Annotated in this window: 14 protein-coding genes and 1 pseudogene; 13 read left to right on the forward strand and 2 right to left on the reverse strand. The window is 42.4% G+C overall.

Translation table 11 applies throughout. The features are described 5' to 3' along the window. Positions 1-472 precede the first annotated feature (472 nt). Together NST57_RS01660 and NST57_RS01665 are read left to right on the forward strand one after the other, a co-directional pair. Positions 473-901, forward strand: a complete 429-nt coding sequence (locus NST57_RS01660; RefSeq protein ID WP_008342138.1) for a cell wall hydrolase — start codon at positions 473-475, stop codon at positions 899-901. A gap of 112 nt (positions 902-1,013) precedes the next feature. Then, positions 1,014-1,796, forward strand: coding sequence for a glucose 1-dehydrogenase (locus NST57_RS01665; RefSeq protein ID WP_048001328.1), 783 nt, complete (start codon positions 1,014-1,016; stop codon positions 1,794-1,796). Between the two features lie 19 nt (positions 1,797-1,815). On the opposite strand, the gene NST57_RS01670 is transcribed toward NST57_RS01665, so the two are convergent. After that, entirely contained in the window at positions 1,816-2,856 is a 1,041-nt protein-coding gene (locus NST57_RS01670; protein ID WP_341297899.1) for an acyltransferase family protein, read from the reverse strand. Between the two features lie 212 nt (positions 2,857-3,068). Next, entirely contained in the window at positions 3,069-4,061 is a 993-nt protein-coding gene (locus tag NST57_RS01675; RefSeq protein WP_142153815.1) for an MsnO8 family LLM class oxidoreductase, read from the reverse strand. A 414-nt stretch (positions 4,062-4,475) separates the two neighbouring features. On the opposite strand from NST57_RS01675, the gene NST57_RS01680 reads away from it, so the two are divergent. From NST57_RS01680 to opuAA, 11 genes and pseudogenes are all read left to right on the forward strand, one after another. Next, positions 4,476-5,078 (forward strand): TerD family protein, encoded by a 603-nt coding sequence (locus tag NST57_RS01680; protein WP_008342134.1) that lies wholly within the window; start codon positions 4,476-4,478, stop codon positions 5,076-5,078. A gap of 20 nt (positions 5,079-5,098) precedes the next feature. After that, positions 5,099-5,680, forward strand: a complete 582-nt coding sequence (locus NST57_RS01685; RefSeq protein WP_008342133.1) for a TerD family protein — start codon at positions 5,099-5,101, stop codon at positions 5,678-5,680. A 41-nt stretch (positions 5,681-5,721) separates the two neighbouring features. Continuing rightward, the gene (locus NST57_RS01690; protein WP_007498343.1) at positions 5,722-6,300 is read left to right on the forward strand and encodes a TerD family protein; all 579 of its coding nucleotides are present in this window, start codon (positions 5,722-5,724) and stop codon (positions 6,298-6,300) included. 140 nt (positions 6,301-6,440) lie between these two features. Next, positions 6,441-7,220 (forward strand): TerC family protein, encoded by a 780-nt coding sequence (locus NST57_RS01695; protein ID WP_008342130.1) that lies wholly within the window; start codon positions 6,441-6,443, stop codon positions 7,218-7,220. A gap of 82 nt (positions 7,221-7,302) precedes the next feature. Further along, entirely contained in the window at positions 7,303-8,496 is a 1,194-nt protein-coding gene (locus tag NST57_RS01700; RefSeq protein WP_341297900.1) for an HpcH/HpaI aldolase/citrate lyase family protein, read from the forward strand. After that, positions 8,480-9,811: a phosphoribosyltransferase family protein gene (locus NST57_RS01705; RefSeq protein WP_341299176.1), complete on the forward strand. Its 1,332-nt coding sequence runs from the start codon at positions 8,480-8,482 to the stop codon at positions 9,809-9,811. Before NST57_RS01700 ends, NST57_RS01705 begins: the two co-directional genes overlap by 17 nt. Next, a complete protein-coding gene (locus NST57_RS01710) occupies positions 9,804-10,913 on the forward strand; it encodes a cysteine protease StiP family protein (RefSeq protein ID WP_341297901.1) in 1,110 nt (369 codons plus the stop codon). Before NST57_RS01705 ends, NST57_RS01710 begins: the two co-directional genes overlap by 8 nt. Further along, positions 10,910-11,723 (forward strand): annotated as a pseudogene (locus NST57_RS01715) (HAD family hydrolase). The gene NST57_RS01710 and the pseudogene NST57_RS01715 overlap by 4 nt, the downstream one beginning before the upstream one ends. A 70-nt stretch (positions 11,724-11,793) precedes the next feature. Further along, a complete protein-coding gene (locus tag NST57_RS01720; RefSeq protein ID WP_341297902.1) occupies positions 11,794-13,410 on the forward strand; it encodes a YceG family protein in 1,617 nt (538 codons plus the stop codon). A gap of 14 nt (positions 13,411-13,424) precedes the next feature. Then, complete coding sequence (locus NST57_RS01725; protein WP_142153824.1) at positions 13,425-14,519, forward strand: toxic anion resistance protein; 1,095 nt, start codon at positions 13,425-13,427, stop codon at positions 14,517-14,519. A gap of 389 nt (positions 14,520-14,908) precedes the next feature. Then, complete coding sequence (gene opuAA, locus NST57_RS01730) at positions 14,909-16,177, forward strand: glycine/proline betaine ABC transporter ATP-binding protein OpuAA (RefSeq protein WP_045034621.1); 1,269 nt, start codon at positions 14,909-14,911, stop codon at positions 16,175-16,177. Positions 16,178-16,181: the final 4 nt, after the last annotated feature.

Here is a 16,181-nt window from a genome sequence, read left to right on the forward strand (position 1 = left end):
TGCACAAAAAGAAAAATACTGTATGTTTTTTACTGTAGAATGAAGCGAAAGTACTGTCAATACCTCAGTGCGTTCGAAAGGTTCATCCACTTCAAGTAGTAAAAATGACACTATGTTGAGAGGAGAAATGTGTATTTTATTGTTTGAAATCTCCTGTAAAAACTCAACATTTTATATTTTAAGGTTTTGAGTCGGATTATTGAATAGGTTCAAATGACTGTTTTTGAAGAAGATGTAGCAAATAGAAGGATTTTTATGACTTGTAAATGAGTCGTTAGTAATGAATATTTTTTCCTGTGATGTGTATGATCACTAGGTTTGTGTGTTGTTGACAGAGAGACGCTTGTCCAGTGAAATGTTGAGGTATTTAGACAGGCTCTCGACACGGAATGTGTCTTTTCCCTTCAAAATGGCAGTCATCTACACAGAAACCCTACATAAAATAAAAGAGAAATGAATGGGAGGTGGATGTATGGCAGTGGTAAGAGCGACAAGCTCTGATATTGATTTAATGGCCAGACTGCTGAGAGCCGAAGCGGAAGGTGAAGGGAAACAAGGGATGCTGCTTGTAGGAAATGTAGGCATCAATCGTTTGCGTGCCAACTGTTCTGACTTTAAAGGGCTGCGTACGATTCCACAAATGATTTATCAGGAGCATGCGTTTGAGGCAGTCACGCATGGCTATTTTTATCAGCGAGCACGAGAAAGTGAAAAGACGCTTGCACGGAGGAACATTAATGGTGAACGATTTTGGCCTGCGAAATTCAGCCTTTGGTATTTCAAACCGCCTGGAAATTGTCCATCCACTTGGTACAATCAGCCATTTGTGGCAAGGTATAAGTCACATTGCTTTTACCAGCCCACAGCTGAAACTTGCGAGAATGTTTATAACACCTTTTAGCTTGATGAACAGCACAATCCTTTGTATTCAAGAGGATTGTGTTTTTCTTTTTTTCAAAATGGGTAACCATTGTGTATCAACAAGATGAAGCACGTGATTGGAGGAAATGAGAATGTATCAAGACTTAAAAGGGAAAACAGCCATTGTGACAGGTTCTTCTAAAGGCATAGGACAAGCCATCGCCTTGAGATTTGGACAAGAACAAATGAACGTGGTTGTGAATTATAAAGGCGATGAAGAGGGTGCTGAAGAAACAGTACAAGCCATTCAGCAGCATGGAGGTAGGGCGGTGAAAGTACACGCAGATGTCTCCAAAGAGGAAGGAATTCAGGCGTTAATGGATGCCGCGCTGGAGAATTTTAACGCACTAGATGTGTTCGTCAATAATTCAGGATTTAATGGTGAAGAAGCAATGCCGCATGAAATGACGTTGGAACAATGGCAAAAGGTCATTGATGTGAATATCACAGGCTCATTTTTAGGAGCAAAGGCAGCGATTGCCTATATGATGGAACATGATGTGAAAGGATCAATCTTGAATATATCCAGTGTCCATCAAGAGATCCCGCGGCCGTTCAATGTTCATTACTCTACTTCTAAAGGAGGAATGAATATGATGACGAAGACGCTGGCTCTTGATTATGCCGAAGCGGGTATTCGGGTCAATGCGATTGCACCAGGTACGATGGCAACGGAATCGAATGACGACCTTCAAGATGAACAAAAAAAACAAAAGCAGCTTGAGAAAATTCCAATGAGAACGTTTGGCGAGCCAAAGGAGATTGGGTCCGCCGCTGCATTTCTCGTATCAAAAGAAGCTGCCTATATTACAGGTGCTACATTATTTGTTGATGGAGGAATGACGCTTTATCCTTCTCAATTGAATGATGAATAATAGAAAAACATCCGCCCCATTAGCCGGCGGATGTTTTTTCTTTGTAGCGGTGTGCTGACTTTGCTGGTTTGCCGAGCAGCATAGGATACTTGCTCAAGAAAGAGATACATGGCACCATGAGCAGCAATGTACCGATCGTATAAAAGAGCGTCCAAGAAAGCTGCGCTGTATCAGAGATATTGATGCCTAGCCCATAATAAACAAATGCCTTCATGATATCGATGCCGGCAAATTGCAGGACGAGAATCACAATGGAATGACGTCCGAGATACGTCAATATCGTGGACGTTTTCAATTTGAAGCTTAAATAAATGACAGCAGCTGAACCGAGCAGTGCACAAGCATAAAAAATGAATAGATCCCCATAGTCATTGACTCGCATATCAATTCGTGAATTAAAGCTTTGCATATATGCAGTCAGTACAAGCAGACCTGTACATAACAGAAGGGTAGGATCTGTTTTTATTTCCACAAACCATTGTTTTGCTAAAAATCCGATTGAATAAAACACAACAGCCGTTAACGCAACGTTGGCGTTCCAAGGAAGGCTCTGGTTTAACAATAGCGTGGAAGCATATCCTGCTCCGCCGCAAAGGACAGTCAGTAAAATCAATACAGCTGGTTTTCCTTTTGTCAGACGATGCATCAAGAAAAACAACATTTCTACTAAAAAGAGCGTCGTTAAAAACCAGATGGCTGGGTTATGTGTCAGTCTTGCTTCATCGGCATTTGAAATGAAAATCCCCGTAAAAGGAACGAAGGGATCAATATCTGTTTGCCCCTTAAAGGCGAAAAATCGGGTCACCGTGAACCAGAAAACGTACGTAATAATGGAGAAATAGAGATAAGGTAAGAGCAAGCTTTTCGCTTTTTTCTGTATAAATGACAGAGCAGGTTGTGAGGATGATCGAAACATCATACCTGATAGTAAAAAGAAGAGTGGCATATGAAAAGAATATATAAATTGCTTGAATGAATCAGGAATGGGTACATGTGCCATAACGACGAGCAGAATGCCGATTCCTTTAGCCGCATCCACCCAGTCGAGTCGCTTATTCATGGCCAGTCATCTCCTTCCTTCTCAGCATTGTAAACCGTTATTTCATATGTACCTCTACTATATAAAAGGTACACCTACAATGCGTTTACAGTTCGCTAACGATTAGAAGACACATTTGCGATCAGATGACAGAAGGAAGCTTTTTGACATCTCGATGTTACATTTCCCATTTTTTATGACAATGTAAAAAAGAAGCCAACGAAAGATTGGCTTCAAAATAGTTCTGCGATTCGTTCAAAGGAACGCTGTTTTTCCATTGGATCAAATGAATTGTTTAATATCATGATCTCGCCTGTTTGATAGCGATCCATTAAGATTTGCAGCTGTTCTTTCACGGTTTGCTTTGAGCCAACAATCATTCGCTGGCGGTTGTGTAACACTTTTTTCTTTTCTTGCTCAGTGTAATGATAGGTCTCTGCTTCTTCTATAGAAGGAACGCGGCTGTCCAGCCCTTTTTCAACCCGAAGCAGCCATAAATCTGTACTGGTGGCAATGCGGCTTGCTTCCTCGTCTGTGACTGCGCAAATCACAAAGACAGCAAACATAGACTGAGGCTGACGTGAGAAAACGGATGGAGAAAAGTGTGACCGATATGCTTCAAAAGCTTGCCTGCCTCGTGCAGGATGAATAAAATGTCCGAAAATATAGTTGATTCCAAGTGATGCCGCTTGGATGGCACTGTTTTCCCCGAGTCCAAGCAGCCAAACCGGCGGATAAGAATCAACGAGTGGAGCAGCTTTCACGCCCGCATGCCGATGACCGGAAGGCAGGCTGTCAGATAAGTAAAAAAGTAGGTCCTCTAGCTGGCGGTCAAATTGAGACAGTTCTTTCTTCACGCCGTCTGTCAAAGCGAGTCTCGTCCGTTCAATTCCGCCTGGGGATTTACCAACCCCGATCTCAATCCGCCCAGGGTAAAGGGCTTCAAGCTGGCGGGTGACTTCTGCTACTTTAAAAGGGCTGTACTGCGGGAGTAAAATCCCCCCAGAGCCTGTGCGCAATGTCGATGTGTGTGAAGCAATATGTGCCATTAATATTTCAGGCGCTGTACTCGCGAGTCCTCTCGTGCTGTGGTGTTCAGCAAACCAATACCGCTCATACCCCAGTGTTTCCGCAAGCTTGGCCAGCTCTGTCGTATGAACCAATGTTTCTTGTGCGGACTGGCCTTTAGGGATGGCGACTTGATCTAATATATGAAGTGATGGCATCATCAACACCCTTTCTTCAATACGTTGAATTCTATTCATAAGTATAAAGAAAGACATGAACGGAAGGAAATGAAAGGGTTTATCGCAGCTATGTACGTGATTTTTCTATATCAACATATGAAGTGGATGCGAGCTTTTTTAAGCGAGAAGCTGTGTAACGGGGATATTCGACAATGTTTCACATGAAACACTCCTTTTACGACATGAATCATTTTTGGCATGGATCTTTCTTTAAAAAAATATCATCATATTGAAACCTCTTTTATACATAGATCGTATATACTAGTAAATAGAAAAAAGAGTAAGAGGCTCCAATGTCATTTCATGAATTTTGTCGAATTTTCATGTATGATGATTTTAATAGGGTCCATCGCTTAATAAATAGATTTTTATTATGCTGGAGGAGTGATTGATTTGGCGATTACATTAGAAAAAGGTCAACGTATTGATTTAACAAAAGGAAAAGCAGGACTAACCAATATTCTAGTTGGACTTGGCTGGGACCCTGTATCACAAGGCGGCGGTTTTTTAGGTAAGCTGTTTGGCGGCGGAGGCGGCGCTGATATTGATTGTGACGCTTCAGTGCTGATGCTGAAAAATGATAAGTTTGTTGAAAATAAAGATTTGATTTACTTTGGCAACTTGAAAAGCAAATGCGGCAGTGTTGAGCATACAGGTGACAACCTGACAGGTGAAGGAGACGGAGATGATGAACAAGTCCTCGTCAACTTAAGCAAGGTGCCAGGCAATGTGAATAAATTGGTGTTCGTTGTGAACATTTATGATGCACTTAGAAGAAACCAACACTTTGGTATGATTCAAAATGCTTACATCCGAATTGTTGACCGTTCAAACAATCAAGAATTAGTGAAATATAATTTAAAAGATGAATATGCAGGTAAAACATCATTAATCGTTGGAGAGCTTTATCGCCACGAGAATGAGTGGAAGTTTGTAGCTGTAGGAAATGGTACAAACGATGCGAAGCTTGCCGATATTACGAGAAACTACATTTAATTAGAAGGGAGAGGTTCCTAGTGGGAATTTCTTTAGCGAAAGGTCAAAAAATTGATTTAACAAAAACGAATCCAGGTTTAACAAAAGTAGTCGTAGGTCTTGGCTGGGATGTAAACAAGTATGACGGCGGACATGACTTTGATCTAGACGCAAGCGTATTCCTTTTAGATGCAGCAGGGAAAGCAAACTCTCCATCTGACTTTGTCTTCTACAATCAAACAACTGGCGGTGGCGGAAGTATCGTACATACAGGCGATAACCGTACAGGTGAAGGAGACGGAGATGACGAGCAGGTCAATGTTGATCTTTCAACTGTACCAGCGAGTATTGAGAAAATCTCCTTCGTCATTACAATTCATGACGCAGAAGCACGCAGCCAAAACTTTGGACAGGTGTCTAACGCTTACGTCCGTATTTTAAATGCGGCATCAAATGAAGAGCTCATTCGCTATGATTTGGCAGAAGACTTTTCAATTGAAACGGCGATTATTGTAGGTGAATTATATCGTCATGGCGGAGAGTGGAAATTCTCAGCTGTTGGATCAGGCTATCAAGGCGGACTTGCCCGCATTGCAACAGACTTCGGCTTAGATATCGGGTAACGCCCGTTTTCATATTTTCAGAAGATAGGAGAGATACGAATATGGCGATTCAGCTTTCAAAAGGACAACGTGTCGATTTAACGAAAACCAATCCAGGGCTGACAAAAGTGATGATCGGACTTGGCTGGGATACGAATAAATATTCAGGCGGAGCCGAATTTGATTTGGACGCTTCGGCTTTCTTAGTAGATGCAAACAATCGTTGTCAACAAGACACAGACTTTGTGTTCTATAATAATCTGCAGCATCCAAGCGGCAGTGTCACTCATACCGGTGATAACCGTACGGGTGAAGGAGATGGAGATGACGAGCAAATTCTCGTTGATTTCTCGAAAATTCCTGCTAACATTGATCGTATCGGAATTACAGTTACGATTCATGATGCAGAGGCACGCAGCCAGAATTTTGGACAAGTCTCTAATGCATTTGTTCGTGTTGTAAATGAAGAGGGCGGGGAAGAATTGATTCGTTTTGATTTAGGGGAGGACTTCTCAATTGAAACAGCTGTCGTCGTATGCGAACTATACAGGCACGGCAGCGATTGGAAGTTTAACGCAATCGGAAGCGGATTCTCTGGCGGACTTGCTGCTCTTTGTCAAAATTATGGGTTAGAAGTGTAAAGAGAAGAAACAACTTCATTCAAGAGGCGCTGCCAATGACTCATATGAGGGTATTTTCCAAAGTGAGAAAGAAACAGCGATCAAGAATAACAGCAGGCGAAAGCCTGCTGATGCTTCTACACTTATAGGAGGAAAACCAGTTGGACATTTTGAAACATATGTTGGACACGTATGCCTCGTTTTTTGATTGGCATATGTGGGCAGAGGTATTAACAGACCCTGTCTCTTGGGGGCTTATTGGGACCCTTGTCGTGCTTGAAGGTTTGTTGTCAGCGGATAACGCACTTGTATTAGCTGTTATGGTGAAACATTTACCTGAAAAGCAGCGTAAAAAGGCATTAACCTACGGATTAATTGGCGCTTATTTCTTCCGTTTTCTATTCATTGGCGTAGGGATGCTGCTTATTAAGTTTTGGTGGATTAAGGTTCTAGGCGCTGCATACTTAGCTTGGCTGGTCATTAAGCACTTCTGGTTAGGTGACGGAGATGACGAAGCGAAGGAATTGAAAAAAGAAGGCTGGATGATTCGTGTATTTGGCGTCTTCTGGGCAACTGTTATTTCTGTAGAAATTATGGACCTTGCCTTCTCGGTAGATAGTATTCTTGCTGCATTCGCTGTATCTGAGGAAGTATGGATTCTTCTTTTAGGTGGAATGCTTGGAATTCTCATGATGCGTACAGTGGCACAATTATTCCTTGTACTCATCGACCGTATACCAGAGCTTGAGAATACGGCATTTATTCTCATTGGAATTATTGCCATCAAAATGGGCTTAAGTGCTGCTCATATTGAAATCCCGCATCTCGCATTCTTTGCGATTATTATCCTAGCGTTTATCGGAACGTTTATTGTTCATAAAATCAATAAGAAGAAGCATCAAGGTGTAACAAACGAAGCTGCGGCTTCAAAAGAAGAATAGGACGATCAAAAAGGAATGGAGTTGACTAGCGGCTCCATCCTTTTTTGAATCATCAAGTCATTACAACAGGAGGTGGCACTGCATGCGATATTTTCGTTTTTTATCAGAGGCGAGGCAGCACGATATTTTTTTTAAGCGGCCGGCGGCAGTTCATTCATTGACGCCAAGGCATGTACTTGCGCATGCATTAGGTGCTACTTTGTATATGCCTGCGACAAGACAGGATGTAGCAGACATGCTGCTTTCGCAGAAATATGAAGCGCTTTGCTCTGTTGTGTTTTGCTTGGAGGACGCCATTGGTGATCAAGAAGTGGAAATGGCTGAACAGAATATAGTGGCACAATTGACCTGCCTTTCTGAGACAATTCATCAATCTCCAGAAATGGCTGAGCATTTGCCGCTTTTATTTATTCGGGTTCGTTCGCCCAAACAGCTGCTCAAAATGGCAGATTTGCTCGGTTCCTCTCTTCATTTACTGACTGGTTTTGTGTTTCCAAAGTGCTCCGTTCACAATGCAAAGGAATATGTAGACAGTTTGAAACGAGCTTCAGCACAAACTCAGAAAACACTATACGGAATGCCCATTTTAGAAACACCAGATTTATTAGAAAAAGAAACGAGATATCAGGTGTTGTCTGAATTAAAGCAGATCATGCTGAATGATGAGGAATATATTTTGAATATTCGCATTGGGGCAACGGATCTGTGTGGATTGTACGGCATTCGCCGTGATCGCGAGACCACCATTTATGAGATCAGAGTCATTGCTGAGTTGATCACAGATATCATCAATTATTTTGGTCGTTCATTTGTGATATCAGGAGCTGTATGGGAGCATTTTGGACCGGCACGAAAAGAACAAAATCCATTCATCCGTGCAATTTCTAAGAGCGGTGAGTCTTTATCATCTGAGCTCGATCATATGCAAGGTCTGCTCAAAGAGACAAGGCTGGATGTGGTAAACGGTATTCATGGCAAGACAGTCATCCATCCAACGCATCTCAAGCCAGTTCAAAGCATGTACGTTGTCACAAAGGAAGAGTACATGGATGCATTAAGTATTTTAGAGCATGCAGATGGTACAGTCGGCGTGATGAAGAGTACCTTTTCTAATAAAATGAACGAAACGAAGCCGCACTATCGCTGGGCGGAAAACATTTTAATGAAGTCAGACATTTACGGGGTGTTTCATGAAAATAGAAGCTATATCGACATACTCACAGAAGCAGAAGCCGCATACGCTGAACATCTTGGAACATATGGAGGTGGAGCTTAACCTCAAAGAAGGTATGCTTCAGCTTGAAAAAGAACATCTTTTTGACATGGCGGCACGGGTGAACAAAAAGAGAGCCTTTTTATTTGTTAGTAAGGTGCTCGGGAAACATATGCCTGTTCACCCGTTGAAACCACTCCTCGTCTCAGGTCTTTTGGCAATGGCTTATGCAAAAGAACAAACAGGCAAGACGCCCCCGCACCAAGACTGTGTAGTAGATGCTCTAAAAACGGATGATCATGCTAAGTTAATCGAAGCCTATGAAGCGCTCAAACAAGAGAAGCTGCCGGCAAGTAACGAGCCGATCGTGATCGGTTTTGCTGAAACGGCAACAGCGCTTGGTCATGGTGTGTATGACGTCATAGAAGGAGCCTCTTATATTCATACAACACGTGAACAATTGTTGGATCTTGATCCTTCACTCGTATTTGAAGAAGAACATTCTCATGCCACGGATCAGCTTTGCTATGCAGACGACGCCTTACTTCGTACGGATCGTCCAATTGTGCTAGTAGATGATGAGGTCACGACAGGCCGAACAAATATGAATATTATTCGGGATCTGCACGCAAAGCACCCTAGATCCTCTTATACGATTCTATCCATTTTAGATTGGAGAACAGAGGAGCACGAGGAAGCGATGCTTCAGCTTGAAGAGGAGCTGGGGGTAAATATCACATCATTATCTTTATTAAAAGGGCAGATGATGTTTCGGGGGACAACGCTGGATGAGCCTGCTTATTCGTATGAGATTGCTGTGCAAGAGAAGAGACCCGAACTCTCTTTTCATTCTCTTCAATCCTTCTTTAAGCAAGTGCCATATTCACTTTCCCATGCAGTCAATGCGGCGGGTCATTCGCCATATATCCATGAAACAGGTCGTTTCGGTTTAAGTGCAGCGGACACGGACGCCATTGATCAAGCTGCTGCTAAAGCTGGATGGAAGCTCCAGCGAGAACGAAAAGGAAAACAGACACTTTGCTTAGGAACAGGAGAATTGATGTATGTGCCGATGAGACTTGCAGCTCATATGGGCGAAGGTGTCCTTTTTCATTCGACGACAAGAAGTCCGATTCATCCGGTTGAAAAGGAAGGGTACGCTGTCCAAAACGGGTTCTCATTTTTGAGTCCAGAGGATGCCCGCATTCAGCACTACGTGTACAATATCCCTAAAGATCAGTACGATGATGTCTTTTTGTTTTTTGAGAAAAATGTGTCTCAAGAAGCTTTGATGCCGCTGATCCACTTATTTGCTGAGCGGCATGTGAAGCATGTGCATATTGTGACTTTATCAGATGAGGTGAAGGTGAATGGCTAACGTGTATACAAAGATGGGAAGCTATCCAGAGCAGGACGTAACCTTCTTACTCAAGGATTTATCATCGATTGAGATGGAGAAAAGTACAGAAGAGCGGGAGCGCTCTATTCAGAGCGGTGCACATTACTCAGAAATGCTGCCAATTGAATACAAGCCGACGGCATCTTATATGGACTTATTCTATCAATCTCTTGAAGAAAGTAAGCAAAAGGTAGCGGAAGCCGTAGCGGTTGTCGCAGAACAAATTGTGAAAAAGCGAGGCTTTCAAACCGTTCTTTGCAGCTTGGCACGGGCTGGGACACCAATCGGGGTGCTCATTAAACGGTATATTAGAAAGACATATGGTCTCGATTTGCCGCATTATAGCATCTCTATTATTCGTGACCGTGGAATAGATGAGAATGCGTTGCATTATATACTCAAAGAACATCCAGGTTTTGAGATTGCCTTTATTGACGGCTGGACTGGAAAAGGTGCAATATCCAAAGAGCTTCAACAAGCGGTGCTTGATTTTGAACAGAAATATGGAATTCGTCTTTCGAGTGAGCTGGCTGTGCTGGCTGATCCTGGTTATTGTACGAGTGTTTACGGAACGAGAGAGGACTTCCTTATTCCAAGCGCCTGCTTGAATTCAACAGTCTCTGGCCTAGTTAGTCGAACGGTGCTAAACAACCGCTGGATCCATGCCGATGATTTCCATGGGGCTAAGTATTATGAAGAGCTCACTGATGAGGATGTCTCTAATTTGTATGTCAATACAATTGAAGAAGCATTTTCTGAACTTGATGCAAATGTAAAAGAGAAAGCAGAGACCCTTCTCGCACAAGGAACACCTCCTGACTGGCGAGGGATGACCTCCATTGAAGCGATTGGTCAGGAGTTCCAAATTGAAAATACGCATTTGATTAAGCCCGGCGTCGGTGAGACGACCCGTGTACTGCTCAGAAGAGTCCCTTGGAAAATACTCATTCAGCCAGGATCTCGGGAAAAGCTCAAGCACATTTTACTACTCGCAGAGGACAGAGGCGTGCCCGTCATTGAATATGCCAACATGTCCTACACATGCTGCGGGCTCATCCGCCCATTGGAGCAATCGTCATGAAGAACATGGCGTTTGCCAGTGACTTAGACCGGACACTAATATACTCACATCGAATGCTGGAGCAGTATGCATACAAGGGAGCATACGAATTAATTGAGGTGCTGGACGACAGGCCGCTTTCCTATATGTCTATTGAAACGAAAGCATCCTTACAGGCAATTCATCAAGCAGGTTGGTTTATCCCAGTGACGACAAGAACGACAGCACAATTTGAACGAATCACTCTCTTTCAGCAAGAGATCAAACCAGAGTATGCCGTCACGACAAACGGCGGCTGTATCCTTCATCATGGCAAGCCGCTGGAGGAGTGGCAGGCGATTGTAGATGAGAAACTGCAAAAGTGTATGCCGGTGAGAGATATGCTGCGGGCGATCTCTGAACTTCCGGTTGCTGCTTGGGTCAAACGTACTCGAACAGCTGAGGGAAGATTTCTTTATTTGATTATGAAAGACGAGTTTCTTACTCAAATTCCGCTTGCTGAATTAAGGCTGTGGGGTGAGGAGAGAGGCTGGCAGGTTTCCCTTCAAGGCCGGAAACTGTATTTTATTCCAAAGCCGCTCAATAAGTGGTCTGCTGTTGCTTTTCTAAAAGAAAGGCTACACCTTGAATATGTATATGGTGCGGGCGACTCCTTGTTAGATGCTGATCTCATACGTCAAGCGGATAAAGGCTTCGTTCCGAGTCATGGGGAAGTCTTAGATGTTGATCTATCGCTTGAACCGACGGCAGCCTCTGGCATGGCGGCCGCAGATGAAATCGCCGCTTCTGTCGCAAAGAAGATGCACAGCAAAAAAGCCTTCGATTCGATAGCAGAAGTAGAAGGCTGAATGATATGATAGTAGTAGCTTTCGAGAAAATATAGGAGAAAGGAAGGAGCGGCGTGAGCTATAAAGAAATCAATGTAACCCAGACACGGGCGAAACAGGAAGCCTGGAAAAACGTGCTGAAAAAGCCGCTCCCTGAACGAGACGGCTACGTCAAGGACGAGCACACCTTATCCTTGCCGCGTCTCGCTGCCCGCGTCCTTGGAACTCCGCATGATGCAACCGATTATTTTATTTATTTACATGAATTATACGAAACTGCCGGCATGCATATTTTAAGTGAAACCCTCAACCGGCATATTGAGCCGGAGCACTTTCAAGCGCTCCAGCGGATTCATATGATCAATCAGGAAGAGAAGGGATTGTCCGTGAATCGATTTGTGGCTTTCTTAGATGGTGAACAGCTCATTGTCCGTCATCCAAATCCAGTGATGAACCGGCATATCCGCCTTTCGTTAATCCAGGTGTTTGAACATTTCAAGCAGCTGCATGAAGGGGGATTCCAGCATCCCGATTTCCGTCGTGTATTACTAGATGTAGTGAAGTTTTCAAATAATCATCTAGGACCATGGCTGAAGGAAGGAAATATGGAAGAAAAATTGCCAGCTGTCATTTGGTATGGAGAGGCGAATAAAAGTCAGCTTTATTTTCTTTACTATGTCATGCTGATTGGCTGTGATGTGGTGCTGTTTCATCCAGAAGGCAAGGATCAATTTCGTGAATTAGATCCAGAAGAAAAGCTGACTTTTATTGATCAGTATCCAGGAACGTCAAAGCTTGAGCCGTTCCCTACTGAAAAGCCTGAAAGGAAATCAACGGTGGCGTATCGGTCGACAAGAGAGCTTGAAGAAGTTCTTCACACAGAAGATTCCATGCTGTATAAGCCATGGCAATTCAGAGATCATACTCCTCATTCCATTACGCTAAAGACAACGTATGATGAGCTGTTTTTAATTGCAAAGGAACGGTCGTTTATCCGCCCGAATTTCAAAGCAGACCGTGACACCATACAGATTCCGAATCTTTTTGCGAAGATGATGGGGGTGACGAGAGACAAGCGAGAATATTGGGACCGTATTCATACGCTAATGGAGTGGAAAGAAACGAAAACGATTCGTCATTTCCCTTTCACACAAGAAGTGTCTTCGAATTATCAATTTCATTATCAGCATGCACTTTCTAAAGCGGGAGAGGTTGACCCAGATTTGTTAATGAAAAGCAATGTGTGGCAGTTCTCGCATTTATATGAGGGCACGCAGCTTGCGATGGCAGAGGCCATTTCTCGCATTTGTCAGCATCCGAAGCTGTTAAAAGAAGGCCATGAGACTGAATTAGATGTGCGTATTTATTTATTCAAGCAGCTTCTGCATATGAATCAAGATGTAATTGAACTCATTCAAACCTTTGATTATTCCCAGACTGTACCGAAAGTGATTTTATACCATACGGAATATAATGGTGAGCTGACTCGTTCTGATGCGGCTGCCCTGATTTTCCTAAATGAAATGGGTGTGGATCTCTTCGTGTATCATCCCGCTGGCTATCAGTGTATAGAGCGGTATATAGACGATCAATTATTTGATACACATTGGCTGGATGAAATGGTCATGAACCAAGAGTTTAAAGAGCCGTCTATTGTGAGAAAGTTATTTCAATCCATTAAAAACCGATAAGGAGATCAAAGCTTATGACAAATACAAACGGAAATGACATCATTTCAATTGATAAAGAGGAAATCACGATTGAAAAGGCAGACGATATTCGCGTTCAGCTCCGCAATGAACCAGAAGTCCAAAACATTGCGAGACAGATTGATGCCAAAAATCAGCTTGAACTGCTTGAATACGGGAAACAGCCGGCTGTCGAAATCTCTAAGTTTTCTGACCGTATCCTCTCTATGATGCGTTCAACAAGTGTCACAGACTCAGGAACGATGCTTACACAGCTTGGAAAGATTATGGATCGTTTTGATAAAAATGATTTTGACGAGCCGAAGGGCGGTTTGTTATCAAAAATCTTTAAACGTGGCGGCAGCATGATCGAAAAGATTTTCAGTAAATATCAAACGCTCGGTGCAGAAATTGAAAAAATCAATGTGGAAATCAGTAAATACAAAGATGAAATGACCAAATCGACGGTTACGCTTGAAGAAATGTATGAGCATAACATTCAATACTATATGGAGCTTGAAAAGTATGTCGTCGCAGGTCAAATGAAGATCGAAGAATTAAAACAATTGGTTCCTTCTTATGAAGAAAAAGCAGCGGGGGGAAATCAGCTAGCACAAATGGAGCTGGATACGCTTCGTAATGGGATTCAAGCGCTTGAAGAGCGTGTATATGATCTTGATATGGCACGGATGGTGGCACTTCAAACGGCACCACAAATCCGTTTGCTGCAGCGTGGTAATACGAAATTAATCGGTAAAATTAACTCTGCCTTCATCATTACGATTCCAATTTTCAAAAATGGAATTATTCAAGCGGTGACAGTGAAGAGACAAAAGCTTGTGGCTGATTCTATGAGTGAACTGGACAGAAGAACGAATGAAATGCTGAAACGAAATGCCGAAAATATCTCAAGTCAAAGTGTTGAGATTGCTAAATTATCAGGTCGTCCAAGCATCGACATTGAAACGATCGAATCATCCTTTAATACGATTGTACAAGGGATGAAAGAGACGAAGCAGATTGAAGAAGAAAACAAACGATTACGTGAGGACGGAACAAAACGTATGCTTGAACTTCAAGATAATATTAAGAGAGCTGCCCTAGAGTCCTAAAAAAACAGGCTGTCTGTAACGAAAGTTGCAGGCAGTTTTTTTATAAATTTGAGGAAAAAGGTTTTTATGTGACTTTTTTCGGGTAAATCCTGTTCAGGGGAATGGTTCACCCATGAAAGAAAAAGTCCGCTATGATACGGATTCGACTTCATTTTTAGCACAATAAGGAATTTTCAGTGAAATATTGTCTAATGAGAGAAAATACCCCGTGAAATATGTAGTTTATGAAGCATTCTATAGGATTTACGAGTAATACGGCGTATAAACTGTAATCACTAGACCTCTATATGGAATTCATACATATTGTGCGGAAATAAGCGAATTCTAAAGATTGTTCGCATCATAACGCTTATGTTACGGTTATAAAGATGCTAATTTGGAGGGAAAAAATGAATTCTGAAGAGAGAAAGATTAAAATCAAGATAAATAATGTATCTAAAATTTTTGGTAAAAATGCGAAAAAAGCATCTCAAATGCTTGAAAAAGGGAAGACAAAAAGAGAAATCCTAAAAGAGACCGGCGCAACAGTTGGTGTCAATCGAGCAAATTTTGATGTGTATGACGGCGAGATATTTGTCATCATGGGGCTATCAGGGAGCGGAAAGTCCACACTTGTGCGGCTGCTAAATAGGTTAATCGAACCAACCTCCGGCGAAATTTATATTGATGGGGATATGATAACAAATATGTCAAAGGATCAATTGCGTGAAGTCAGACGGAAAAAGATCAGCATGGTCTTCCAAAACTTCGCATTGTTCCCGCATCGTACAATTCTGGAGAATACAGAATACGGACTTGAATTGCAAGGTGTTGAGAAAGAGCAGCGCCGCTCTAAAGCGCTTGAATCTTTAAAGCTTGTTGGACTTGAGGGCTTTGAAGAGCAGTACCCAAATCAATTAAGTGGCGGAATGCAGCAGCGTGTTGGATTAGCACGTGCACTAGCTAATGACCCTGATATTTTGTTAATGGATGAAGCATTCAGCGCACTAGATCCATTAATTCGTAAAGATATGCAGGATGAATTGCTTGAGCTTCATACGTCTGTAGGAAAAACAATTATTTTCATCACGCATGATTTAGATGAAGCGCTTCGTATTGGCGACCGTATTGTCCTTATGAAAGACGGAAATATCGTTCAAATCGGAACACCAGAAGAAATTCTGATGAACCCATCGAATGAGTATGTTGAACGTTTCGTTGAAGATGTAGACCTTTCTAAAGTATTAACCGCTGGTCATATTATGAAACGTGCAGAAACAGTTCAGATTGATAAAGGGGCACGTGTTGCGCTCACGCTCATGAAGAACCTTGGTATTTCGTCTATCTATGCAGTAGATAAGAAAAAGCATTTATTAGGTGTTATTTCTGCGCAAGCAGCGAAAAAAGCGGCAGAAACGGGTGCGTCGCTTGAAACTGTTCTTGATAAAGAATTTACGACAGTATTGGAATCAACATATTTAACAGAGATCTTTGATGCGGTGTCTGATGCAGCAAATATTCCAATTGCCGTTGTAGATGAGAAAAACAGAATGAAGGGCATTGTGGTCAGAGGTGCATTGATTGGTGCATTATCAGGGAATGATGAATATATCAACATGTCTTCTAACAAGCTAGAGGAAATTAAAGCACAAGAGCCTTCTGCACAGGAGGTAGAATAAGATG

Source organism: Bacillus sp. FSL M8-0077, from assembly GCF_038050255.1.
GTDB lineage: Bacteria > Bacillota > Bacilli > Bacillales > Bacillaceae > Bacillus > Bacillus altitudinis.

Excerpts from the sequence above, each read along its gene's own strand:
- NST57_RS01660 (WP_008342138.1), top strand. The coding sequence starts at position 473 with ATGGCAGTGGTAAGAGCGACAAGCTCTGATATTGATTTAATGGCCAGA.
- NST57_RS01690 (WP_007498343.1), top strand. The coding sequence starts at position 5,722 with ATGGCGATTCAGCTTTCAAAAGGACAACGTGTCGATTTAACGAAAACC.
- NST57_RS01670 (WP_341297899.1), bottom strand. The coding sequence starts at position 2,856 with ATGAATAAGCGACTCGACTGGGTGGATGCGGCTAAAGGAATCGGCATT.
- NST57_RS01705 (WP_341299176.1), top strand. The coding sequence starts at position 8,480 with ATGGAGGTGGAGCTTAACCTCAAAGAAGGTATGCTTCAGCTTGAAAAA.
- NST57_RS01675 (WP_142153815.1), bottom strand. The coding sequence starts at position 4,061 with ATGCCATCACTTCATATATTAGATCAAGTCGCCATCCCTAAAGGCCAG.
- opuAA (WP_045034621.1), top strand. The coding sequence starts at position 14,909 with ATGAATTCTGAAGAGAGAAAGATTAAAATCAAGATAAATAATGTATCT.
- NST57_RS01665 (WP_048001328.1), top strand. The coding sequence starts at position 1,014 with ATGTATCAAGACTTAAAAGGGAAAACAGCCATTGTGACAGGTTCTTCT.
- NST57_RS01710 (WP_341297901.1), top strand. The coding sequence starts at position 9,804 with ATGGCTAACGTGTATACAAAGATGGGAAGCTATCCAGAGCAGGACGTA.
- NST57_RS01725 (WP_142153824.1), top strand. The coding sequence starts at position 13,425 with ATGACAAATACAAACGGAAATGACATCATTTCAATTGATAAAGAGGAA.
- NST57_RS01700 (WP_341297900.1), top strand. The coding sequence starts at position 7,303 with ATGCGATATTTTCGTTTTTTATCAGAGGCGAGGCAGCACGATATTTTT.